Below are 22,569 nucleotides of genomic sequence, written 5' to 3'. Positions count from 1 at the left end.
GAGACGCAAGGATGGTGCCCAACGAGACGAGCCGCCGCAACCTGCTGCTGGGTGCGGCCGGTTTGGTAGGCGCTGCGGCCTCGACCGGCGGGGTGGGGTGGCTGGCGTTGGCCTCGGGCACGCCGGCCTCGGTACCGACGCCGGCGCGGATATCGGCCTCCTCGGAGGCGGTGCAGCGTCGCGAGCAGGCCCGGCGTGCGGCGGGATCCGGTCGCACCGTCCGGGCTTCGTTGACCGCCGAGCCCACCGAGGTGGACCTCGGTGGGCGCATAGTGCGTACGTGGGCCTACAACGGGCAGATCCCGGGGCCGGTCATCCGCTGCACCGCCGGTGAGCAGCTCGCCGTCGAGGTCAGTAACCGGCTGCCCGAGCGCACCACGGTGCACTGGCACGGGTTGCGGCTGCGCAACGACATGGACGGGGTCCCCAACCTCACTCAGGAGCCCATCCCGGCCGGGCAGCGCATGCGCTACACCTTCACCGCGCCGGATCCCGGCACCTACTGGCTGCACCCCCACGTGGGTCTGCAGCGGGAACGCGGCCTGTACGCGCCGCTGATCATTGATGATCCCCGTGAGCCCGGTGACTACGACGTCGAGTTCGTCGTGGTGCTCGACGACTGGCTCAATGACGTCGCCGCCAGTCCCGACAAAGTCCTGTCCACCCTGCGCAAGGGTGGTATGACCCCGAAATACCGGACTCCCGTACAAGCCGGGCAGATCTCGGACGTCTCGGAGGCGTGGCAGTACCAAGTTCCGCCTGGGCTGACCGACCTACCGCCCGAGGCCCCTCCCATGTCCCCGGCGTCGTTGATGGCCGCCAGCGTGCAGTTCCCCTTCTATCTGCTCAACGGCAGGTTGCCCACTGCGCCGCAGACGTTTCGCGCCAAACCGGGCCAGCGCGCCCGCATCCGGGTGATCAACGCCGGCGGCACCTCGGTGTTCCGGCTCGCCCTCGGCGGCCATAGGCTGACCGTGACCCACACCGATGGTTTCCCCGTCCAGCCGGTCACCGTCGACACCCTGCACATCGCCTCCGGCGAGCGCTACGACCTCCTTGTCGACCTTGACGACGGCGCCTTCCCCCTGGCCGCTGTCGCCGAAGGTCACGGAGCTCAGGCACTCGGAGTTGTCCGCACCGGAAGCGGACCCACCCCGGCACCCGATGCGACCCCCACCGAACTGGCCGGCCGCCTGCTCAAGCTCTCCGACCTGCACGCCGCGCCCGCAGCCCAGGCCGACGACCGCAGTCCGGAGGTGACCCACCCCCTGCAGCTCATCGGCTCGATGCGCGGGTTCCACTGGCGCATCAACGGCGAGACCTACAACCACCGCAAGCCCTTCGCCGACGTCACCCCCATGCCGATCCGCGAAGGGCAACGGGTGCGCATGACCATGGTCAACCCGACCCCGATGTATCACCCCATGCACCTGCACGGCCACACCGGCACGGTCCGCGCCACCGGAGGTATCCGCAGCCAGCGCCACCCCAACCCCCCACACACCCCGATCCGCAACGGCACCCGCAAAGACACCCTCGTCGTCGCCCCCGGCCAACGCGTCAGCATGGACTTCACCGCCGACAACCCCGGCCAATGGCTCGTCCACTGCCACATGGCCTACCACCTCGCCACCGGCATGGCCGGGATCATGTCCTACATGGACAATCCCTGAGCACGGGGGCGTGTCGTACTTGCCGGAGTTCGACGAAAGCGAGGCCCACAGGGTGCCGGTGCGGCGTCGACGACCGCTCGATCAAGCCAAGTTCGCCATGCCGGCGGTAGCGATGGGCCCACTTCGAAGCACATCGACGCAGCGTCGACGGGACGGGCACCGACTACCTGCACACCGGCCGGTGGCCCACCTTCAACCTCGCCGACGCCTCCATTACCTGCGGCGGCACGCTCACTGTCATCGCCACGCTGCGGTCACCAGACCCTCGACGCGATTCAGCAGGAGTGAGCCCCATGCCCGTGGCAGTGCTGTGCTTGTTCGGGGCGTCCATTCTCGCCGTTGCTGTGCGCACCCTCGTCCTGTGGCGTCGCACCGGCCACACCGGGCACCGGTTGTCGCCCTCGGGTGCCAGCGCCGCGTCACTGGTGATCCACCTGTTCATGGGGTCTGAGTAGCAGTGGTACAGGATCCTCCGTTAGCGGATCAGCTGTCTGCGTTGCTGCCGAGGTGGCGGTAGATGGTGGGGCGGGTGACGCCGAACTCGGCGGCGATCTGGGCGACGGTGTAGCGGCGTTTGCCGTCGTCGTCGGTTTCGTCGTACATCTGGCGGGTCAGCTTGACCTGCCGAGGGCCGAGCTTGGGTTTCTGTCCGCCGGTGCGGCCCCGCGCCCGTGCTGCCGAGAGTCCGTCGATGGTGCGTTCGGACATCAGGGCGTGCTCGAACTCGGCGATGGACCCGAGGATCTGGAAGAATATGCGGCCGATGGCGGTGGAGGTGTCGATGCCCTGGTTGAGCACGACCAGATCGACGTGCTTGGCTTGCAGCTGGTTGGACAGCTCGATGAGGTGCTCCAGCGACCGGCCGAGTCGGTCGAGCTTGGTGACCACGAGCTGGTCGCCGGTGCGGTTGGCCGCCAGTAGCGCTTTCTCCAGTTCCGGTCGGCGCGCGAGCGTGCCGGAGGCCTTGTCGACGAAGACCTCGTCGCAGCCTGCCGCAGTCAGCACGTCGTGCTGGGCTTCGGGGTGCTGGTCGCGGGTGGAGACTCGTCCGTAGCCGATCCGCATGGCCCGGACCGTATTGCGAAGGCCCGACAGCGTGACGGTGGCGCGGACACGGGTTGCGTTACAGACCCGACCTGCGAAAACACTCGACGGCTTGCAATGTCTCGTGAACGTTCGTTTGTGAGATCTCGGATCTACTGGGGTGGTTGCAGCGCGTCGAGGATCTGGGGCTCGGTCGGTAGGTCGAGGCGGCAACACTCGTGGGTTTCCAGCGGGTGCCCCAGCGCGTCGCGGCCGTTGATGGCCAGTGTCGGCGAGGGATAGTCACCCACGCGTTCCTCCACGTGGGCGGTGGTTTCGGCCCGAGCAAGTGCGGACCGCAGTGTTGCGCGGGCCTGGCCAACGAGGGGGCAGTCCGGCACGTACCGGAGCTCGATGGTGACGGTGTCATTCACGGCGCCTGCCTTCCTGACGTGCCGGTCGGGGAACGGCTGGCGAGGGGACCTGCGGGTGGTGCGGGGCGCTATGTGGCCGGAGTGTGGGCGCGGATGATGGCGGAGTGCATCCGGTCGGCGACCGTGTGGGTCGGGGTGATGTCGATGTCGGTGAACCCGGCGGCACGCAGGCCCTCGCGGTATTCGGTGAACGAGAGGGCGCCGGCGATGCAGCCGACGTAGTTGCCGCGTTCGGCGCGTTGGGCGGGGGTGAGCTCGTTGTCGGCGATGATGTCGCTGATGCCGATGCGTCCACCGGGGGTGAGCACGCGGGCGGTTTCGGCGAACACCGTGGGTTTGTCCACGGACAGGTTGATCACGCAGTTGGAGATGACCACGTCGATGGTGTTCGCTGGCAGGGGGATGGCTTCGATGCTGCCCTTGAGAAATTCGACGTGGGAAACGCCGGCCTGGGCGGCGTTGTCCAGGGCGAGGGCGAGCATTTCCTCGGTCATGTCCAGGCCGTAGGCCTTGCCGGTGGGCCCGACGCGGCGGGCGGAGAGCAGCACGTCGATCCCGCCACCGGAACCGAGGTCGAGCACCCGTTCTCCGGCGTTCAGTTCGGCCACGGCGGTGGGGTTGCCGCACCCGAGGGAGGCCGCGGTGGCCTCGGCCGGTAGGTCGGCACGCTCGGTCTCCGCGTAGAGGCCGGCGCCGAAGTTCTCGTCGATCTCGACCGGCTGGTCGGAACAGCAGCTGGCGGATTCGCCGTCGGTGACGGCGGTGGCCGCGGCGGCGTAGCTGGCCCGCACGGTCTCGCGCAGGTTAGCGGATTGGTCACTCATGATCGCATCCCTCGATCTCATCCAGGGCAGCTCGCCGAGGCGCTGACCCGGCTGTATTGATTCCTGTCGAGACAAGGTTGCGCCTTGGATCGATGCTTGTCAACATAGAGGTATGTCGAAACAGCAGGAAGAAGATCGGGAGCAGGTGTTGTGCTGCTCGCCGGTGATGCGCCAACCCTTGAGCGAGGACCAGTCGGTTGAGTTGGCGCGGGTGTTCAAGGCGATTGGTGAGCCGGTGCGGCTGCGCCTGCTGTCGCTGATCGCCTCGCACGCCGGCGGCGAGGCCTGCGTGTGCGACCTGACCGACGCGTTCGAGCTGTCCGGACCGACGATCTCGCACCACCTCAAGGTGCTGCGCGAAGCCGGCGTCATCACCGGCGACCGCCGCGGCACGTGGATCTACTACCGGGTGCGCACCGAGATGCTGACCGTACTGTCCGAACTACTCGTACCGGCCGAGCACGGGGTGGTGCCGGCATGACGCAGACAGCACCCGCGGAACGAGCTGTTGCGGCGAACATGTCCCGGTTCGACCGATTCCTGCCGGTCTGGATCGGGGCGGCCATGGTGCTCGGTCTGCTGGCCGGGCGGTTCATCCCCGGGCTGAACACCGCGTTGAACTCGCTGCACGTGGTCTCCGGGGTATCGCTGCCGATCTTCATCGGGTTGCTGGTGATGATGTATCCGGTGCTGGCCAAGGTCCGCTACGACCGGCTGGATACCGTCACCAGCGACAAACGACTGCTGGTGTCCTCACTGCTGGTCAACTGGATCGCCGGCCCGGCGGTGATGTTCGCGCTGGCCTGGACTTTCCTGCCCGACCTTCCCGAGTACCGCACGGGACTGATCATCGTCGGGCTGGCCCGCTGCATCGCCATGGTCATCATCTGGAACGACCTCGCCTGCGGCGACCGCGAGGCCGCTGCCGTGCTCGTGGCGCTGAACTCGGTCTTCCAAGTCCTGGCCTTCGCCGGACTCGGCTGGTTCTACCTCAACGTCCTACCCGGCTGGCTCGGATTGGCCCAGGTCGGCCTCGACGTCTCCGCCTGGCAGATCGCCCAATCCGTGCTGATCTTCCTCGGCATCCCCCTGATCGCCGGCTACCTATCCCGCCGGTTCGGGGAGCGCGCCAAGGGCCGCCAGTGGTACGAGACGCGGTTCCTGCCCAAGATCGGCCCGATCGCACCGTACGGGCTGCTGTTCACCATCGTCGTGCTGTTCTCCCTGCAAGGAGACGCGATCACCAGCCAGCCCCTCGACGTCGCCCGCATCGCGCTGCCGCTGCTGGCCTACTTCGTGATCATGTGGGCGGGCACGTTCGCTCTGGGCAAGGGCCTGCGGATGTCCTACGAGCGCTCGACCACCTTGGCGTTCACCGCCGCCGGCAACAACTTCGAACTGGCCATCGCCGTCGCGATCGCCACCTTCGGCGTCACCAGTGGCCAAGCCCTGGCCGGCGTGGTCGGCCCGCTCATCGAGGTTCCGGTACTCGTCGGACTGGTCTACGTGTCGCTGGCCGCACGCCGCTGGTTCGCGCCCAACCCCAGCACGTCAGTGACCGCTGCCAGCGTGTCCGAGCGGCAGTAACCTCCACGATCAAGCGTGCCAAGGAGCATTCCGTGTCTTCCACTCCCGAGGTGCTGTTCGTCTGCGTGCACAACGCCGGACGCTCCCAGATGGCCGCCGCCCTGCTGGCCCACCACGCCCAAGGTCGCGTGGCCGTGCGCTCGGCCGGATCCACCCCCGCCAGTGAGGTCAACCCCGCCGTCGTCGAGGTCATGAACGAGTTGGGCATCGACGTCTCCCAGGAATTCCCGAAGAAGCTGACCACCGAATCGGTCGAGGCCTCCGACGTGGTCATCACCATGGGCTGCGGAGACGCGTGTCCGGTGTTCCCGGGCAAGCGCTACCTCGACTGGCAACTTGACGACCCCGCCGGCCAGTCCGCTGAGGCCATCCGCCCCATCCGCGACGACATCGACACCCGCGTGCGCAGCCTGCTCGCCGAGTTGGTCCCCACCACCTGATACCGGCCTGCGCGCAGGCCGGGCAGGGCGTTCCACCCCGTCCGGCCTGCGCGTTCCGTTCAGTCAGGGACTGGGACGTCGTGGAACTCAGCTAGCTTTGACCATCGTCTGTCCGCAGCAGCAGGTCGGCGACTGCTGGCCCGAGCAGTCGGCCGGGGCGCTCTTGGTCACCGTGACCTCGCAGCCACAGTCCGGCAGCGGGCAGCGATAGATCTCTCCTTCGCGCAACGGCATGACGTATCCCTCCTTGGCGTATGCGTGTTTACCCCGGCACGGTAGAAGCTGGCCCCTGGGGCCACGTCAAGCTCGCGCAGGAGGTGTCATGAGCTCGCCTACGTTCACCGCCGGGCAGGCTGCCCGTCAGGCTGGCCTGTCCCGCAAGGCGATGCGGGTCTACGAGGCCAAGGGGCTCGTGGGCGAACCGCGGCGCAGTCCGGCCGGGTACCGGCTGTTCACCGCCGAGGACGTGGCCACACTGGGATTCGTGCGCCAGGCCCGCACCCTCGGGCTGCGCCTGGACGACATCGCCGAGATCCTCACCCTGCACCGCGACGGCGCCACCCCGTGCCCGTCGGTGCGCCACCTGCTCGATCAGCGCATTACTGAGATCGACACCGCGATCGCCGACCTCACCGCCCTGCGGGCCAGCCTCACCCGTGCCCGCGACACCGAGCCAGCACAGGAAGCTTCCGAGCCGGAGGCGGTGTGCTCGCTCGTCGAGCGCACCGCCTCCGGCTGCCAGCCAGGTGTTGACGATGCGGCGCCGCCGGGTAGAGGCCGGTAGCCGCTGCGGGCACCGTCGGGCTCTGCTCGCCTGCTTTCGTTCATGAGCTTTCGTCCTCGTCAGAGCCGGCCTGTGGATCTCGCAGCGGGCGCAGACCGGCCAACTGCGGCAGGAAGAACGTGTAGGCCCCGTGGACGTTGAGGTGCGTGTCGATCAGCGGCGATAGCCGGGCGGCGTCGGCGTCGGAGACCGGGTAGCCCTGGGCGCGGAGCTGTTCTACGGCGGCGCCCAGGTAGGTGGTGTTCCACAGCACCACGGCGTTGAGCACGAGTCCGAGCGCGCCGAGCTGGTCTTCCATACCTTCCTGATAGCTCTGGCGGAGTTCGCCGCGGTGGCCGAAGCAGAGCTTGCGGGCCAGGCGGTGGCGGGATTCGGTGGTGTTGAGCTGGGCGTTCAGCGAGCGCTGGTAGGTGTCGTCGTCCGGGTCCGCCACGGCCAGCAGGTGCTGGGTCTTGGCGATGCGGCCGTATTCGGCGAGCGCTTGGCCCAGCGGGGTCGGGTTGCCGTCGCGGCCCAGCGAGCGGATCAGGTCGTAGGCGCGCACGGTGCCGGTGACCAGTGATCCGGCGATGCGCAGCATTTCCGGCCAGTGCGGACTGATCCGGCCCAGCTGGATCCGGTGCCGGGCCAGATCGTTCACGGCGCCGTAATCCGCGGCGGGGTCGATGCGCCAGAACCGGGTGTCGGCCAGGTTTGCCAGCCGGGGTGCGTAGGCCATGCCGCAGATCCGGTACAGCCCGAAGACCATGTCCGAATACCCGGCGGTGTCCGAGGTGACCAGCTCGGGCCGGCGCCCGTGGTCGGGGTTGAGCAGCACATCGAGCTGGTACAGCGAGTCCCGCTGGGTGCCCGGTACGACCGTGGCGCCGATGCCGGCCACCTGATCGTTGATGGCGTTGAGCCAGGTGGCGCCGCGTTTACGGCCGAAGTAACGCGGGTTGTGCCCGGCGTAGACGGTCTGGGTGGGAACGACGAAGCGCATCCCGTCGACCGAAGCGACCATCCCACCGCCCCACAGCTGGGCCAGCGGAAGATCGGCCTGGGCCTCGATCAACCGGGCGTTGGCCGCGCGCAGTGTCTCGGCGCGCAGGTAGTTCTGCTCGACGTGCGACAGGCGTGCCCGATTCAGCGCCCGGTGCCGGGGCCGGGCGACGGGTTTGTAGCCGACGTTGGTCGCCTCAGCCACGAGCACGGCCGCCAGCGACAGCTCGGCCTCATCCATGCGGGATTCGCCGCCGGAGGCGTGGGTGAACTCCGCGAGGTAGCCGGTGCGGGCGTGGACCTCCAGCAGCAACTCGGGCAGGTCGACCTGCGGCATCATCTGCTCGACCCGCTCCCGCAACGCCAGCAGCGACGGCGGTTCGTCGAGCTTTTCCAGCGCGTCCACCCGAATCTGGGCGCGCCCGTCGCGGCCGGTTTCGACCCGCACGCGGCCGTCGCCAGTGTCGGTGTCGATCCGGGCGCCGAAGTGGCGCCAGGCCGCATCCAGCCCCGTGGCCTGCTCGTCGAGGTGGGCCTGGGCGTCCTCAGTGAGTTTCAGCCCCGTCAGCACCTGCGGGCGGATCCGTTCCCACGCTTCGCCTTCCAGCAGCCGGGCGCGCGGGTCACCCCAGCGTTTCGAGTCGCGGGCGTAGACCTCGCGGTGCCGCAGCGCCTTGTGCAGCGCTTCCAGCACGCACAGCGCGTAGGCGTGCTTGTCCACGCACCCCGGATCCAGCTCCGGACCGCCGGCCACGAGCTTGCGCCACGACCCGACGACCAGATCATCGCGGATCTCCGAAGCTCGGACCTTCTTGCGACCGATCAGCTCGGGCAGCTCGATAACGGCGTCCAACACCGATTGCCCGGCCGGACTCGCGCCGAACGGGATGACCTCGGCCAGCAGCGGCAGAAACGGTCGCACCACCGCCCACCGCGAGACCAGCTCGGCTCGCCACGCGGCATCATCATCGACCTGCACCGGAGCGAGCTCGTCGACCGTATCCACCGCGGCAGCCAGGCGCCGGCGATCCACGACTTCCTCGATCGCCGCCCAAACCTGACTGAAAGCCAGGGTGTCGGACTCGGCGGACTCGCTGAGGTTCTGCAGCACCCTGCCCACCGAAGCCAGCGTGCTCGAGGCCCTGTTCAAGCGCGGCAGACTGGCCAACTTCGCATCCCTGCTGGTGCGCTCAGCGGCCTTGATGAGCTTGTCCGCCATCAACGCGGCAAACACATCCAACGCGTCATCCACCGCCGTACTCGACAGGCTGCGCACCGCCGCGACCAGCGTGGCCGTGCGCCGCCGCGGCTCGCGACGCTCGATGGCCTGGGCCTTGGCCGACAACCCGTCCCGGGCCAGGGCTTCCAGCCGGTTCACCGGCACCGCAGCAACATCCACCGCGTTCGTGCCCAGCCCGGCCAACTCCGAGGCCCGGTGCAGCGCCTCGGTCATGCTCCGGCCGGACACCCGCGTCGGCCCGCGCCGCAGCCGCTCCAACTCCGAAATGCGGGAATCCTCGGGCACCGCCAGCAACTCCGTGAGTCTTCCCGGCAGCTCGGGATCCGCGGCGATGGCCGCCTGGTGCAGGCTGGCGTGCATCTGCTCTGTGGTCTGATCCCGGTGCCCGGCCACCAGCCGGGCCAGCACGCTGGCGCCGGGCAGCAGCACCCGGTTCGAGCGCAGCCACGCCACGGTGGCGTCGAACAGCGCTTTCGCGGTCTCCACCCGCGTCCACGCCCGCGCGGCCACGAACTCATCCACCTCGGCGGAGGCGTCTCCGAAGTCGCGATAGCCGCACTCGCGGCGAATCTCTGCGGCATGCTCCCACTGCGTGGCTTGCCGCTGGGCATACGTCTTCACTCGCGACGGGTCAGTGGTCTCCAACTGCGACGCGAGGAAGTCCACCACCGCAGTGGGCACCTCCAGCGGATCCGCCAGGAACATCCCCAAATACCGCACCGTGGCCAGCTGCAGGGCAAACCCCAGGCGGTTGTGCTCGCCGCGGTGCCGCCCGACCAGCGCCCGGTCGGCGTCATCGAGGAAGAAGAACCGCTCCAGCTCCGCCTGCGACGGTGCCTCACCGAAGCAGCCGAACCGGGCTACCTGCTCATCGGTCAAAAACTCCACCGGCACGACCGGCATTCAACCCCATCAGCCACAGCCACAAGATCAGGGCCTCGCGTTACCGGAGGATCCTGTACCGCTGCTACTCACACCCCATCACCAAGTGCACGACACGTTGCGGTTCGTGCAGCTCACGCCCCCGGGCTCAGCGTGTTCGATCGTTCTGGGTACCGGGATCACCGAGATGGCGCCGGGATCGCAGCAAGGCCTGCAGATGGTCGTGAACGACGCCGAGGCCGTTCGTCAGCAGCTGTCCGGTCGGGGCGTCCCGGTCAGCGACGTCGACGTCCAGCCTTGGGGGTCGTTTGTGACCTTCAGTGACCCGGACGGGAATTCGTGGGCGTTGCAGCAGCTCCCGTAGCCGCAACGCGGCGATGTAGGTCGGAATGGACTTAAGTCGCGCCGCCCACTGCCAGGCCCAGAAGTAACCGGCTCCCGATCAACGTGCGGGGGTCGGGAAACAGATCTGCCAGTACCCACCGCCTGCGTCCACGCATCCACGACCACATGCCGACGTCGTCGTCGGAGCCGACAGATCTTGTTGCGGCCGTCCCTCGCCCGAGACGCGAGCGGACTGCGTATTCGGATGGAGCGGATCCATCCGGTGGCGAATCAACGCCACTCCAGGGCGAGGCAGCCACCGAGGGAGACTTTCCGACCACATATCGGAGACCGGTTCATGCGGTTCGCGGTGCTGCGGTACGGGCTCGTGCGGCTACAGTCTGGATCATGAGCGCTTCGACGCCAGTGCCACGGTCAGCTCGCATGGGACGGACCCGGTGGTTGTCGACCATCGGACTCCTCGGTCTGCTGCTGCTCGGTGCGCTCAGTGCATTCGTTCAGCAACCAGCCACACGGGCAGCGGACGCACCGTCTCAGCAGTTCAGCGGCGAACGCGCGATGGAGCACATCGAACGCGTCGCCGCGGAACCCCGCACTCTGGGATCGACCCAACACGCCGAGACGCGCCGGTATCTGCTCGAACAACTCGAGACGTGGGGCTGGAACACCGAGGTGCACCGGTCCGTTGGGGCCACCAACCCCGACGAGGGAACGCGGCAACTCGCGGCCGTGTCCAACGTCCTGGCCACGCTTCCCGGCACCGACCCGACGGGCACGGTGGTGCTCGCGGCCCACTACGACTCGGTGGCCGCCTCGCCGGGGGCCGCCGACGACGGCATCGGCATGGGCACCCTGCTGGAAACCGCGCGAGCGTTGAGTGCGACGGAAACGGCACCACGCAACAACGTCACCATTCTGATCACCGACGCCGAGGAACTCGGCCTACTCGGAGCGGAAGCGTTCGTGCGCGACCGCGCCGACCAGCTCGGCACCACCGTGCTCCTCAACCACGAGGCCCGGGGGAACGAAGGAGTTCCCACGACGTTCCGCACAACCTCGCCCAACGCGGTGCTACTGGAGGTGCTCTCGCTCGCTCCGGGAACCGTCGCGGACTCCGCGTTCGAGGCCGTGTTCGAGGCGCTGCCCAACGACACCGACGTCACACGATTCACCGAAGGCGGCCTGCACTCCTACGACACGGCGATCACCGGTGGCGGAGCGTACTACCACTCGCCCCTCGACACGCCGGAAAACCTCAGCGACGGTTCGTTGCAACAGATGGGGATCGCCAGTCTGACGATGACCCGGGATCTCGCCGGCCGGGATCTCGCGACGGTGCCTCGTGCGGGAAACGATCTCGTGACCACGTTGCCGTGGGGACAGGCCCGATACCCGCAGGCCGCAGAAGCGCCACTGGCCTGGGTGATGCTCGCGCTGGCGGCAGCGGTGGTGGGACTGGCGCGCTGGCGTCGCGCGCTCACGTTGCCGCGCACGGTGATTTCCGCTGTGGTCACCCTCGTTGCACTGGCCGCCGCAGGGCTCGCGGCGTTCGCGGTGTGGCAGGTCGCGTCCACCGTCGAACCCGGTCAAGCCTCCGCCGTGGTCGGGGTTCCCTACACCCCGGGTCCGTATCAGGTCGCGATGCTGCTGGCCGGTTTCGGCGTGTTGGTGGGGACGTACGCGCTGCTGCGTCGCCGGCTCGGCGCCGAGGCACTCGCCGCGGGTGGGCTTCTCACGTTCGCGCTGTTGGCGGTGTTGGCGACGTTGACGTTGCCGGGTCTCTCCTCGCTCTTGGTGCCGCCCACCTTTCCGGTGGTGCTCGGTGCACTGATCACCGCAGTGATGCCGCGTAAGCACACCGTGGGACGCGTGGTCGTGACGCTGCTCGCCCTGGTGCCCGCGGCGGTGCTGCTGGCGCCGGGCGCGGTGAGCGCTTTCGAAGTCGACCTGGCGCTGGGTGGGGTGCTCGGCACGGTGCTGTTCGCGATCGCCGTGTGGCTGGCCCTGCCGGTCTTCGAGAACCTCTGGTCCTCGGACGCTCGTCGGTCCTGGTGGCGCAGCGCAGCGCTTCCAGCTCTGGGGCTGACGCTCGTGGCCGCGCTCATCGCGACCGGGCTCGTGGCGAATCGCCCCGGCGCCACCCCGCCTCGACAGCAGCAGCTGCTGTACTCGATCGATGCCGATGCCGATACCGCGTACTGGGCGACATCGGACACTCCGGACTCGGACTGGAGCCGCTCGCTACTGCCGGAGCAGCCTGCCGTGCTCGACGACGCCTTTCCGTGGGTGGACGGCGAGCCGCTCGCGCACGGGCCGGCACCGATCGCGGCGCAGCCCGGACCCCGACTCGAAGTCGTCGCCGACCGGGGGGACCCGGCAGGCACTCGGGAACTCACGCTCCGGCTGTCCTCTCCGCGAGAAGCGGCCGCGCTCGGCTTGTGGGTCGACGCCGAGCAGGCCACGGTCCGCTCCGCGACGGTCGCCGGCCGGTCAGTGACCGGCACCGAGCAGGGTGAGGACTTCGGATTCGTCTTTCACGGCGCGCCATCCGAAGGCATTGAAGTGCAGCTGGTACTCACGCAACACGCCGATACGCTGCCCGTGCGCATCGCCGACCGCGGTCACGACCTGACCCAAGTTCCTGGGTTCACCCCGCCGGACGGTCTCGTGCTGGTACGCCCGATCAGCGCCGTGACCCGAACACAGACACTGTGACCGGCGGGCGTGAGCCTTTTCAGTGGTCATAGGCACCACAAGGGCTCACGCCTGGAAACGGGTCAGTGCCGCGAGGACGTGGGAACGGGTGGTGTCGTTGCCGAGATGGCCTGCTTCGTTGACAACGGTGAGTTCGGCGTCGGGCCAGCGTTGGGCGAGTTCCCACGCGGTCTCCAGGGGGCCGCCGAGGTCGAAGCGGCCGTGGACGAGTACGCCCGGGATCCCGGCGAGCCGTCCCGCGTCGCGGATGAGAGCGCCTTCGTCCAGCCAGGCACCATGGGCGAAGTAGTGTGCGCAGATCCGCACCAGCGCGGCGCGGGCAGCGTCCGGGCGTCCTTGGTAGGGCCCCTCGTCGCCGCCGATCTCGCCCGAGAGCACGGTGTCTTCCCACTTGCACCAGTCCGCGGTCGCCTTGTCGCGCACCGCCGGGTCCGGGTCGTTCACCAGCTCGGCGTACGCGGCGACGACCTCGTCGGAGCCCGCGCCGTCCCGGAACCGGGCCCATTGTTCGGGGAAGAACCGGCCGACACCCCGATACAGCCAGTCGATCTCACTTCGCCGGGTCGTGGTCACGGCGGCGAGGACGATCTCCGAGACGCACTCGGGGTGCCGTTCCGCGTAGGCGAGGGCCAGGGTGGAACCCCAGGATCCTCCGTTGAGCAGCCAGGTGTCGACGCCGAGATGGTCACGTAACAGCTCCATGTCGGCGACGAGATGCCAGGTGGTGTTGTGCTCCAGCGAGCTCGTGACGTCGGCGGCGTGCGGGGTGCTGCGTCCGCTGCCGCGCTGGTCGAACAGGACGATGCGGTAGCGGCTCGGGTCGAACAGTCGCGCACCCTGCGGGTTCATTCCCGACCCCGGTCCACCGTGGACGATCACCGCGGGTTTGCCGTCGGGATTACCCCGCACTTCCCAGTACATCGAGTGGCCGTCACCGACATCGAGCATTCCCGACGCGTGCGGCTCGGTCTCCGGATGCAACTCCACCATTCGACTTCCCCTCAGTTTCGGATGCCGGTTCCACAACGCCGGTCACGGTCGCGACGGTCCAACAGAGTATCGCCGGACGAGCTCGACCACGAGGACGAGACCACCGAGCACGAACGCCTGCATGTTGGCTGACCGTGGTCACCGGCGGCTACGGTGATCATCGTGGATGTCGTCTCCTCGCCCGCGTCGCGTACCGGAACGCTGGCGGCCACCGCCTCGACCGGCCACAGTGTCGGCTCGCTGGTCGCCGCGTGGCTCGGGTCGTTCTCCGAGTCCGGACACACCCGGTCCGCCTACTCCCGGGACCTCGGCGAGTACCTGGACTGGTGCGTGCGACGGGGCCTCGACCCGCTGTCGGTGCGTCTGCCCGAGGTGCAGATGTACGGCGCGGAGCTGGCGGCGGCGACGAATCCCCGCACCGGCAAGGAGTTCGCGGCCTCCACCCGCGCGCGGAAAATGGCCGCGGTGTCGAGCTGGTACACGTTCCTCGTCCGGGCGGGGGCGACCGACGCGAACCCGGCCCGCGACGCCGCCCGCCCCCGCTACGACCGCGGACATTCGCCGACCACGAGTGTCACCGAGGGCCAGGCCGGGGCGATGCTGGCGTCGGCGGGCGGTTCCGAACACCGCACCCTGGAACCCAGCGCCGTCGCGTTGACGTTGGCGCTGCTCATCGACCTCGGGATCCGCGTGTCCGAACTGTGCGCCGCAGAGGTCGCGGATCTGGGGCAGCGGGACGGAATGCGGGTGCTGACGGTGCGGATGAAGGGCGGCAAGGTCCGCACCCGCCCGCTGCCCGCACCGGTGGCGTCACTCGTGGATGCCCACCTCACCGAGCGCGACGCCGGACGGGACGAGCCGCTGGTGACGACCCGTGTGGGCGCGCGGATCTCCCGGCACCAGGTCTCGCGGCTCGTGCAGCGCGCCGCAGCGCAGGCGGGGGTGGAGATGCCGCAGACGATCACGCCGCACTCGATGCGACACACGTTCAACACCATCGCCCGGCAGCGGGGAGCGGCGCTAGAGGATCGTCGCGACGCGCTCGGTCACTCCTCGGCGGCGATCACTCAGCTCTACGACCACGTGGCGCTGTCCTTGACGGGCGATCCGGCACACCTGGTGGCGGCCGCGACCGGGCGTGCGTCGGACTGATCGGCGCGGACCGGGCTCTAGTACGGTTCCGGCCATGACCGAGCAGACCGTCACCGAGGTTGAGGAGCCCCGCGGCGACGGGAGCTGCAAGTTCCCCGGGTGTGAGCGCCCGGTTCCGCGGACCGGCGCTCCTGGGCGTCCTCCGGAGTACTGTGACCTGCCGGAACACACTCGGTGGCGAGCATGGAAGGAACGCCAGCGCCGCCACGACGACACCGCCACGGATTCGGTCACCGTGACGGAATGGGAGGGGCCGGTGTCATCGGCCCGGATGCGCGCCGACGAGCTTCTGCGCCAGTACCGGAGCTTGTCCGAGCAGCTGTCTCGGAACCTGTCGAACGCGATCGGGGAGTTGCGGTCGTTGTCCGACCCGAGCGTCGCGGAGGCGCAGGTCCAGGCGGCGCAGGCCGACGCCGCACACCGGGTCGCCGCCGCCGAGCAGGCCTTGGCGACCGCCCAGCAGCAGCGCCGGGACGCAGAGGACGCACGTGAGGCCGCCGATTCGGCCGCCGAGGATGCAGGGGAGACCGCCGAACAGGCGGAACGTCGCGCGCAGGACGCCGAATCGACTCGCGACGCCGCCGTCGAGAAGGCGAATGAGGCCGGCACCCGGGCCGAGAACGAGATAGAGGCAGCCCGCAACGAGTACGAGGTGGCCCTGGCTGCCGCCCGCCGCGACGCGGACGAGCAGATCCAGCAGGCGCAGCGGCACGCCGACCAGGCGACCTCGGATGCGGAGCGCAAAGTCGCTGCGGCACGGGAAGAATCGCGTCGGCTCGTCGCCGAGCACGAAACCGCACGAACGGACGCCGAACAGCGCGCGGCGCGTGCGGAACAGACCGCTCAGCACGCGACCGAGACGCTCGCCGACACCAAGAAGGACCTCGCCGACGTCCGCACCGAGTTTACCGATGCACGCGCGGAACTCCGGACCCGGCTGGACGAGATCGGAAACCTCCGCGAACGACACGCCGCAGAACTCGCCTCCGTACGGGCGGAGTCGGCCGAGACGCTGCGCCGCAGCGAAGAGGACGCCACGCAGCGTCTGACCACTGTGGAGCAATCGCGCGCCGAAGCCGTCGCGCGGGCGCAGCGGGCCGAGACTCAGCTCGACACCACCCTCGCCGAGCTCCGCGCACTCCGCGACCGTGTCGAGCCCACCCCGGCCGACAGCGAATCCCAGGCGTGAAGCGCGTGGGGAACCCGCGCGCCTCAGCCACCGGTGCGGGTGGTCCCTCAGGTTCCGGAGTCGGGTTCTCGGGGTGGCTCTCGGGAGCTTCCCTGATCTCCGTGGCCCGAATCCGGCGCATCGTGGACGCATGCTGATGCCAACGCTGTCCGTGAGCCTCATCGGTCTCGTCGTCGCCGCCCTGATCATGATGACCACCCCCGGAGCGCCGGGCCAGACCATGCTGGGTGGCGTCCTGGGCGCCTGGTTGGGTTTCGCGCTCGGTGCCCTCGCCGGATCGATCGTCGACGTAGCGACCGGCAGCGGCGTCTTCCTGGCGATGGCCGGTCACGCCGCGGCGCTCGTGGGCGCAGCCGTGTTCGCGGCGCGTGGACATCACTCGGTGGCCTTCAGTCGTCCGATCCAGAGCTGAGCGCCGCCCCGACGTGGCGACACCGGTGCGGCATGATTCCCTCGGGCGTATGTCCGCGACCGTGCAGCCCGCCCAGCATCGTGACGCCGACGCCCTCACGCGCATCGTGCGGACGAGTGCGGCCTACGCGGGTGGGTACCAGGCGATGGTCGCCGACGACACGATCACCACTCGGTACCTGGAGGCGAACCGGGTGCGTGTGGCGCGCACCGACGCCGGAGGGATCGCGGGCTTCACCGGCGTGCTTGTGCCCGGCCGGGGCGAGCCAGGAGAGTGGGAACTCGACTACCTGTTCGTCGCCGACGACGTTCAGGGCCACGGCATCGGCTCGTTGCTCCTCGATGACCTCTGCACCGAGGCACGCGCCGCGGACGTCAGTCGCGTGCACATCGTCTCGCATCCGCCCGCGGAGGCGTTCTACCTGCGGTACGGAGCCCGCCGGGTCGGCACGGTGCCCGGCGGGGGATCGATCACCTGGCAGCGTCCGCACCTGCTGCTCGACTGCTGAACGCCGCTCAGAGCATTCCGGCGGCGCGGAACGCCCGGTCGTAGATCGCCCGGATCGTGTCCTGCTTGCGCTCGTTGTAGTCCATGACGTGACCACCACCCGGCACCGCTGCCCGTTTCGCGTGTTCGTAGCGTTCGCGGTCGTCGGTGTTGCCGCGTAGCCAGTCGCGGAACATGCGGTGCCGGATCACCTCAGGACAGTCCGGCCCCCACACGTGCAGGTTCACGCGTGGCTCGGCCAGCGACAGCATCCGATGCTCGTGGAACGAGGGTTCCCGAACGACGTGCACATAGCCGAGTTCGCGCAGCGCCGGAACGTAGGCGGCCTCGTGGCGCGGGTCGGCCACGGTGAGGTCGATGTCGACGATGTCCTTGGCGGCCAAACCCTCCACGGCGGTCGAGCCGACGTGATCGAGATCGAGGACGTTGGGGCCGAGTACCCGGCGGATGTCGGCGGCCAGGGCGACGTAGCGCTGCGGCCAATGTGGGTCGTACTCGACGATCTCGACGGGCTCCGGCGGGGGCGGGCCCTCGACCCAGGGGTTCTCGTCCGGGCCGGGATCGTGGTGCCGAGTGACCTCGTCGAATGTGGACACCGACCCGACACTAGCCACCACGACTTGCGGAGGCCATCGATGCCGATACTCGGCGTGCGATTCGCTGTTCGGTTCGGCCACTACGAGTTCTCACACCCGCTGGATGCGCCCGGTTGATCGGGCACAGGCAGTCCGGAACCGCCGGTTGACGGCGGCCCCGGACTGCTGAACTCGGCAGCGGTGGCTCAGACCAGCCCGAGCTGGCGGACCGTGTCCCGCTCCTCAGCGAGTTCGTTGACGGAGGCGTCGATGCGCTGACGGGAGAACTCGTCGATTTCCAAGCCCTGCACGATCTCGTACTTGCCGTTCGAGCAGGTGACCGGGAACGAAGAGATCAGGCCCTCCGGCACGCCGTACGAGCCGTCCGACGGGATGCCCATCGAGGTCCAGTCGCCGTCGGCGGTGCCGTTCACCCAGGTGTGGACGTGGTCGACGGCCGCGTTGGCCGCCGAGGCCGCCGAGGACGCACCGCGGGCCTCGATGATCGCCGCGCCCCGCTTGGCGACGGTGGGGATGAACTCGTCGGCCAGCCACGACTGCTCGACCTGCTCGGCGGCGATCTTGCCGCCGACCTCGGTGTGGAACAGGTCGGGGTACTGGGTGGCGGAGTGGTTGCCCCAGATCGTCATCTTCTTGATGTCGGTGACCGAGACACCGAGCTTGTGCGCGAGCTGGCTCAGCGCACGGTTGTGGTCGAGCCGGGTCATGGCGGTGAACCGCTCGGCGGGCACGTCCGGGGCGTGGGCCTGGGCGATCAGTGCGTTGGTGTTCGCGGGGTTGCCGACCACGAGCACCCGCACGTCGTCGGCGGCGCCGGCGTTGAGGGCTTCACCCTGCGGCTTGAAGATGCCGCCGTTCGCTTCGAGCAGGTCACCGCGTTCCATGCCCTGCGCGCGGGGACGCGCGCCGACGAGCAGGCCGACGTTGGTGCCGTCGAACGCCTTCGTGGCGTCGTCGGTGACCTCGATGCTCTCCAGCAGCGGGAAGGCGCAGTCGTCGAGCTCCATGGCGGTGCCCTCGGCGGCCTTGACGGCCTGCGGGATCTCCAGCAGGCGCAGCTTCACCGGCGTCCGGGAGTCGATGAGCTGCCCGGAGGCGATCCGGAACAGCAGCGCGTAGCCGATCTGACCTGCCGCGCCGGTGACGGTGACAGTGACGGGAGACTGGGTCATCGAAGTTCTTCTCCTGCTCGCCTGGTGGTTGCCTCGCTGGTCGTTTGCCGCAGGCGATGCTATCGGCCAGTGCGCGGGCGGAACCCGACCCCGGCACGGATCACACCCGGTGGGCCTGGGTCGCGCGCCCCGGACCGATTCAGCTCGTCCGACACACCGTGGCGCCGTAACCGGTGACCACTACGATGACGGTCATGGCTGGGGAGTGCGACGAGGTCGACGAACGGTCTTACCGGCTGGTGTCCAGCCCGCTCGGCCCGTTGACGGTGGTGGCCGCCGACGGGGCGGTCGAGCAGCTGCACATGGTCGACGTCTGCCGGCGGCCCGAACCGTGGGAGGGCGCCGAGGCGGGCCTGCTGGCGGAGGCGCAGGCTCAGCTCGCCGCGTACTTCGCGGGGACCCTCACCGTCTTCGATCTGCCGCTGCGGGCCGACGGCACCGATTTCCAGCAGCGGGTATGGCAGGCGTTGCGGGAGATTCCCTACGGCGCTACGGCCTCCTACGGCGACATCGCCGCCGCTGTCGGGCAACCCGGCGCCTCGCGCGCGGTGGGCATGGCCAACCACCACAACCCGATCAGCATCGTCGTGCCGTGCCACCGGGTCGTGGCCGCCGACGGCGGTCTCGGCGGATACGGCGGCGGCACCGACCGCAAACGCATCCTGCTGGACCTCGAACGCAGCGCGGACGCGCTCACGTTGTGGTGACCGGTTCGGTGACGAACGACGAGGGCTGAATGGTGGGCAGGTGCACCAGGGCGTCGAAGGCGTCGAAGACCGGGGTGGGCGCGAAGAAGTCGACGTGACGCAGACTGCTCGGCGTCTCGTCCGCGTGTTCGGCCCGGCGAAGATCGAGCAGCACAGGGCCGGTTGCGCCGAGTGCGTGTTCGATGCTCTGGGTTTCCGGTGCCGGCAACGCGGCTTCGTGCAGGGTCGCGCCGAAGTCGCCGGACCCGTCCACGGTGATTCCCGTCGTGGTGCCGCCGTGCGCGGTGACACCGACGGCCACATACTCCGTCCCGAGTGCTGCCGCCAGCTGCTGACCGACGGGGATCACCACGGCCTCGCCGTGCGGGGTGAACGGCGTGCGTTGCAGGTGTCCGTTGTGCAACCCGAGGACGATCTTGGCGGACGGGTCGCTGTCGAGCAGCAGTCGCACCGTGCGCGTCATGTAGGTGTCCCGTGAGGACAGCGGCCCCGTGTGCCGTGGTGCGGCGGTCATCGCGTGAAGCTCACGTTGATGCTGGTCGAGCCACCAAGCACCACGGGCGTGGTGTTCGGCGACCGCCTGGGCGCACGGACCGGAGCGGGCGGAATGCAAGGGACGCAAGGATTCCATGTGCGCCAGCAGTCGACTCACGGCTGCGGTCGCCGCGTCGCGCATCTGCTCGGACAGGTCCGCATAGCGGACGGGAGAGAGCGCGTTGCTGCCTGCGGCGTACACGTCGGTGGCAGCCAGTGCCGCGTCGGCCAGCCCGACGGCCTCCGGCTCGATGGCGTTGAGGTAGCGGCGGACGGCGTCGATCGCCGGTGCGGCCGAGCCGGCCGAGGACGGCAGGTCCAGCCCGGTGAAGTGCACACCGGCCTCGCGCATCCACGTCAGCATGTCGCGGAGTTCGGTGGCACGACCGTGCAGAAATGTCGTTCCCGCGTCGGCGACCTCCGCGAGATCGCCGACGCCGTCACGCAACCAGCGTTCGACGGTGAACCCTTCCGGGAACCCGGATTCCAGGCCGAAATGGGTGAATCCCGCATGTTCGACCAACGCTCGTGTGAGCCGATGCCGCACGCGAGTGAACTCTCGAACGTGGTGGTTGTTCTCGCCGACAGCGACCACGCGTGCGTCTCCGACGATGTCGAGGAACGGCGCGAGATCGTCCAGCGGATCGGACGGACCGACGTCACGCAGCGGATGTGTGGGCACAGTGGAGGAACTCATCGAGGCTCTCCTTCAGTCGGAGTGCAGGTGTCCGTTGCGCAGTTCCAGGGCACGCCCGTCCCACCGGCGGCGCAGCCACCGGTCGTGGGTGGCGACGACGGTCGCGCCGGGCGCGGAGTGCAAGGCGTCCTCCAACTCGCCGGCCAGGGCCAGCGAAAGGTGGTTGGTCGGTTCGTCGAGCAGCAGCACCTGCGGCGGGCGTGCCAACAGTCTCGCCAGCGCGACACGGCGGCGCTGGCCGACCGAGAGCACCCCGACGGGCCGATCCAGGTCGCGACCGGCGAGCAGCCCGAGCTCGTGAAGCGCCGGAGCGTCGGAGTGATCGGCGACCGCTTCGGCGTAGAGATGACGCGGAGACACGGTGTCGTCGGCAAACACGACGTCCTGTTCCAACATTCCGACGCTGAGACCGCTGCGGCGGTGCAGACCTCCCCGCTGTGGCGGGAGAGTACCGGCGAGCAGGTGCAGCAGTGTCGACTTTCCGGCACCGTTGGGGCCGGTCACGAGAAGCTGGTCGGCTCCGGCGATGTCGAGCTCGGCGACGTGCAGCCGACCGACGACGGTGGTGTCACGAAGCTGCACGGCCACCTCGCCGTCGACGGCGTCACTGGTCAACGACGCCGAGAACGACAGCGGCTTCGGAGGTTTGCGCACCTGGGTGCGGGTGAGCTCGTCGAGACGTTGCTGGGCGTTGCGGACGCGGCGCGACACCTGCTTCTGCACCCGCGCACCCTTGTAATCGTAGGCGAGTTTGCTGGTGTTGCCGCGTTCCTTGTTGTTCGACACCTGACGCGCGGTGACGTCGACCGAGTGCCGCAGCGCGGCGAGTTCGGCCTGCTCGTCCCGGTGGCGCTGTTCCCAGCGGGCCCGTTCGGCGCGTTTTGCTTCCACGTAGTCGGAGAACGTGCCGCCGTACCGGGTGGTCCCGTTGACGCTCGGGTCGAGGTCGACGATGTCGGTGCACACCGCGTCGAGGAACACTCGGTCGTGGCTGGCGAGGATCACCGCGCCGGGCAGGCTCGGCAAGTGTTGTTCCAGGAATTCGAGCGCGTCGTCGTCGAGATGGTTGGTCGGCTCGTCGAGCAGCAGCGTCGCGGGCCGCCGCACCAGCAGCGCGGCGAGCCCGAGCCGGGAACGCTGCCCGCCCGAGAGCCTGTCGAGACGACGGTCGTGCGTGACTCCGGCGAGTCCGAGTCCGTCGAGGACGAGTTCGGCGCGCCGATCGGCGTCCCACAGTTCGTGGTGCTGCGCCCACTCCCACACCTGCCCGTACTCGTCGAGCAGGAGCGCATCGTGCGGATTGTCGGCGAGCTGCTCGGCAAGGGTGCTCAGCCGAGTTTCGGCGGCGCGCAGGTCCGCCAGCGCGTCGTCGATCACGGTCGTGACCGTGGACTTGGCGCTGAAGGGCAGTTCTTGGTGCAGGTATCCGATCTCGGCCGGGCCGCTGATCTCGCCGGAGTCGACAGCCTCCAGTCCGGCGAGTAGCCGCAGCAGCGTGGACTTGCCGACGCCGTTGTCGCCGACCAGGCCGAGGCGGGTGCCGGGCGCGGCGGTGAGACTGACCCCGTCGAGGACGCGGCGCGCCTCGTAGGTCTTGGTGAGGTCGGAGACGAGCAGGGGAGCAGGAGACATCAAGCGACACCAGCCGAGAAGAAGGTGGGGTGACGCCCGCCGGGCATGATGCG

At 69.1% G+C, this 22,569-nt stretch carries 24 protein-coding genes; 13 read left to right on the top strand and 11 right to left on the bottom strand.

Going from position 1 to position 22,569, the window contains the following annotated elements; translation table 11 throughout:
* Window positions 1–11 precede the first annotated feature (11 nt).
* Entirely contained in the window at window positions 12–1,673 is a 1,662-nt protein-coding gene (locus tag GIY23_RS10910) for a multicopper oxidase family protein (protein ID WP_154076556.1), read from the top strand.
* Here GIY23_RS10910 and GIY23_RS23395 read toward each other — a convergent pair.
* Window positions 1,648–1,833: a leucine zipper domain-containing protein gene (locus GIY23_RS23395; RefSeq protein WP_369822278.1), complete on the bottom strand. Its 186-nt coding sequence runs from the start codon at window positions 1,831–1,833 to the stop codon at window positions 1,648–1,650. The two genes, GIY23_RS10910 and GIY23_RS23395, sit on opposite strands and share 26 nt — an antisense overlap.
* 133 nt (window positions 1,834–1,966) lie before the next feature.
* On the opposite strand from GIY23_RS23395, the gene GIY23_RS10900 reads away from it, so the two are divergent.
* Window positions 1,967–2,128 carry a hypothetical protein gene (locus tag GIY23_RS10900; protein ID WP_154076555.1) on the top strand — a complete coding sequence of 54 codons (162 nt, stop codon included), beginning with the start codon at window positions 1,967–1,969 and terminating at the stop codon, window positions 2,126–2,128.
* 28 nt (window positions 2,129–2,156) lie between these two features.
* Here the strand turns inward: GIY23_RS10900 and GIY23_RS10895 are convergent, their stop codons facing one another.
* From GIY23_RS10895 to arsM, 3 genes are all read right to left on the bottom strand, one after another.
* Window positions 2,157–2,738, bottom strand: a complete 582-nt coding sequence (locus tag GIY23_RS10895; RefSeq protein WP_075850066.1) for a recombinase family protein — start codon at window positions 2,736–2,738, stop codon at window positions 2,157–2,159.
* A gap of 131 nt (window positions 2,739–2,869) precedes the next feature.
* On the bottom strand, window positions 2,870–3,130 hold the full coding sequence (locus GIY23_RS10890) for an alkylmercury lyase (RefSeq protein WP_154076554.1): 261 nt from the start codon (window positions 3,128–3,130) through the stop codon (window positions 2,870–2,872).
* A 68-nt stretch (window positions 3,131–3,198) separates the two neighbouring features.
* A complete protein-coding gene (gene arsM, locus GIY23_RS10885; protein WP_154076553.1) occupies window positions 3,199–3,954 on the bottom strand; it encodes an arsenite methyltransferase in 756 nt (251 codons plus the stop codon).
* A gap of 112 nt (window positions 3,955–4,066) precedes the next feature.
* On the opposite strand from arsM, the gene GIY23_RS10880 reads away from it, so the two are divergent.
* From GIY23_RS10880 to GIY23_RS10870, 3 genes are all read left to right on the top strand, one after another.
* Window positions 4,067–4,435 (top strand): ArsR/SmtB family transcription factor, encoded by a 369-nt coding sequence (locus tag GIY23_RS10880; RefSeq protein WP_154076552.1) that lies wholly within the window; start codon window positions 4,067–4,069, stop codon window positions 4,433–4,435.
* Complete coding sequence (arsB, locus tag GIY23_RS10875) at window positions 4,432–5,541, top strand: ACR3 family arsenite efflux transporter (protein ID WP_154076551.1); 1,110 nt, start codon at window positions 4,432–4,434, stop codon at window positions 5,539–5,541. Before GIY23_RS10880 ends, arsB begins: the two co-directional genes overlap by 4 nt.
* Window positions 5,542–5,630: 89 nt before the next feature.
* The gene (locus GIY23_RS10870) at window positions 5,631–5,981 is read left to right on the top strand and encodes an arsenate reductase/protein-tyrosine-phosphatase family protein (protein WP_267313253.1); all 351 of its coding nucleotides are present in this window, start codon (window positions 5,631–5,633) and stop codon (window positions 5,979–5,981) included.
* An 87-nt stretch (window positions 5,982–6,068) separates the two neighbouring features.
* Here GIY23_RS10870 and GIY23_RS22635 read toward each other — a convergent pair whose 3' ends face one another.
* Window positions 6,069–6,215: a hypothetical protein gene (locus tag GIY23_RS22635; protein ID WP_187352096.1), complete on the bottom strand. Its 147-nt coding sequence runs from the start codon at window positions 6,213–6,215 to the stop codon at window positions 6,069–6,071.
* Between the two features lie 88 nt (window positions 6,216–6,303).
* On the opposite strand from GIY23_RS22635, the gene GIY23_RS10865 reads away from it, so the two are divergent.
* Window positions 6,304–6,765, top strand: a complete 462-nt coding sequence (locus GIY23_RS10865; protein ID WP_154076549.1) for a MerR family DNA-binding protein — start codon at window positions 6,304–6,306, stop codon at window positions 6,763–6,765.
* 40 nt (window positions 6,766–6,805) lie between these two features.
* On the opposite strand, the gene GIY23_RS10860 is transcribed toward GIY23_RS10865, so the two are convergent.
* A complete protein-coding gene (locus tag GIY23_RS10860) occupies window positions 6,806–9,880 on the bottom strand; it encodes a Tn3 family transposase (RefSeq protein WP_154076548.1) in 3,075 nt (1,024 codons plus the stop codon).
* Window positions 9,881–9,974: 94 nt separating this feature from the next.
* Here GIY23_RS10860 and GIY23_RS10855 point away from each other — a divergent pair, with 94 nt between their 5' ends.
* Both GIY23_RS10855 and GIY23_RS10850 read left to right on the top strand, forming a co-directional pair.
* Window positions 9,975–10,232 (top strand): VOC family protein, encoded by a 258-nt coding sequence (locus GIY23_RS10855; protein WP_187352095.1) that lies wholly within the window; start codon window positions 9,975–9,977, stop codon window positions 10,230–10,232.
* Between the two features lie 404 nt (window positions 10,233–10,636).
* Window positions 10,637–12,928: a M28 family peptidase gene (locus tag GIY23_RS10850; protein ID WP_154076547.1), complete on the top strand. Its 2,292-nt coding sequence runs from the start codon at window positions 10,637–10,639 to the stop codon at window positions 12,926–12,928.
* A 45-nt stretch (window positions 12,929–12,973) separates the two neighbouring features.
* Here GIY23_RS10850 and pip read toward each other — a convergent pair whose 3' ends face one another.
* A complete protein-coding gene (pip, locus tag GIY23_RS10845) occupies window positions 12,974–13,918 on the bottom strand; it encodes a prolyl aminopeptidase (RefSeq protein WP_154076546.1) in 945 nt (314 codons plus the stop codon).
* A 162-nt stretch (window positions 13,919–14,080) separates the two neighbouring features.
* On the opposite strand from pip, the gene GIY23_RS10840 reads away from it, so the two are divergent.
* From GIY23_RS10840 to GIY23_RS10825, 4 genes are all read left to right on the top strand, one after another.
* Entirely contained in the window at window positions 14,081–15,070 is a 990-nt protein-coding gene (locus GIY23_RS10840) for a tyrosine-type recombinase/integrase (protein WP_228717657.1), read from the top strand.
* A 34-nt stretch (window positions 15,071–15,104) separates the two neighbouring features.
* On the top strand, window positions 15,105–16,259 hold the full coding sequence (locus GIY23_RS10835; protein ID WP_154076544.1) for a coiled-coil domain-containing protein: 1,155 nt from the start codon (window positions 15,105–15,107) through the stop codon (window positions 16,257–16,259).
* Window positions 16,260–16,389: 130 nt separating this feature from the next.
* Window positions 16,390–16,671: a hypothetical protein gene (locus tag GIY23_RS10830; RefSeq protein WP_154076543.1), complete on the top strand. Its 282-nt coding sequence runs from the start codon at window positions 16,390–16,392 to the stop codon at window positions 16,669–16,671.
* A gap of 49 nt (window positions 16,672–16,720) precedes the next feature.
* Window positions 16,721–17,179: a GNAT family N-acetyltransferase gene (locus GIY23_RS10825; RefSeq protein WP_154076542.1), complete on the top strand. Its 459-nt coding sequence runs from the start codon at window positions 16,721–16,723 to the stop codon at window positions 17,177–17,179.
* A 7-nt stretch (window positions 17,180–17,186) separates the two neighbouring features.
* On the opposite strand, the gene GIY23_RS10820 is transcribed toward GIY23_RS10825, so the two are convergent.
* A complete protein-coding gene (locus tag GIY23_RS10820; RefSeq protein ID WP_154076541.1) occupies window positions 17,187–17,774 on the bottom strand; it encodes a GrpB family protein in 588 nt (195 codons plus the stop codon).
* A gap of 185 nt (window positions 17,775–17,959) precedes the next feature.
* Entirely contained in the window at window positions 17,960–18,946 is a 987-nt protein-coding gene (locus GIY23_RS10815) for a malate dehydrogenase (RefSeq protein ID WP_154076540.1), read from the bottom strand.
* 194 nt (window positions 18,947–19,140) lie between these two features.
* Between GIY23_RS10815 and GIY23_RS10810 the strand changes: the two genes are divergently transcribed.
* Window positions 19,141–19,653 (top strand): methylated-DNA--[protein]-cysteine S-methyltransferase, encoded by a 513-nt coding sequence (locus GIY23_RS10810; RefSeq protein ID WP_154076539.1) that lies wholly within the window; start codon window positions 19,141–19,143, stop codon window positions 19,651–19,653.
* On the opposite strand, the gene GIY23_RS10805 is transcribed toward GIY23_RS10810, so the two are convergent.
* A complete protein-coding gene (locus GIY23_RS10805; RefSeq protein ID WP_154076538.1) occupies window positions 19,640–20,884 on the bottom strand; it encodes an erythromycin esterase family protein in 1,245 nt (414 codons plus the stop codon). The two genes, GIY23_RS10810 and GIY23_RS10805, sit on opposite strands and share 14 nt — an antisense overlap.
* 12 nt (window positions 20,885–20,896) lie before the next feature.
* Window positions 20,897–22,516 (bottom strand): ABC-F family ATP-binding cassette domain-containing protein, encoded by a 1,620-nt coding sequence (locus tag GIY23_RS10800; protein ID WP_154076537.1) that lies wholly within the window; start codon window positions 22,514–22,516, stop codon window positions 20,897–20,899.
* Between the last annotated feature and the right edge of the window lie 53 nt (window positions 22,517–22,569).

It is taken from the genome of Allosaccharopolyspora coralli (assembly GCF_009664835.1).
Lineage (GTDB): Bacteria > Actinomycetota > Actinomycetes > Mycobacteriales > Pseudonocardiaceae > Allosaccharopolyspora > Allosaccharopolyspora coralli.
Note: the sequence above shows the minus strand (reverse complement) of the source record. Positions and strands in the feature narration are given on the sequence as shown.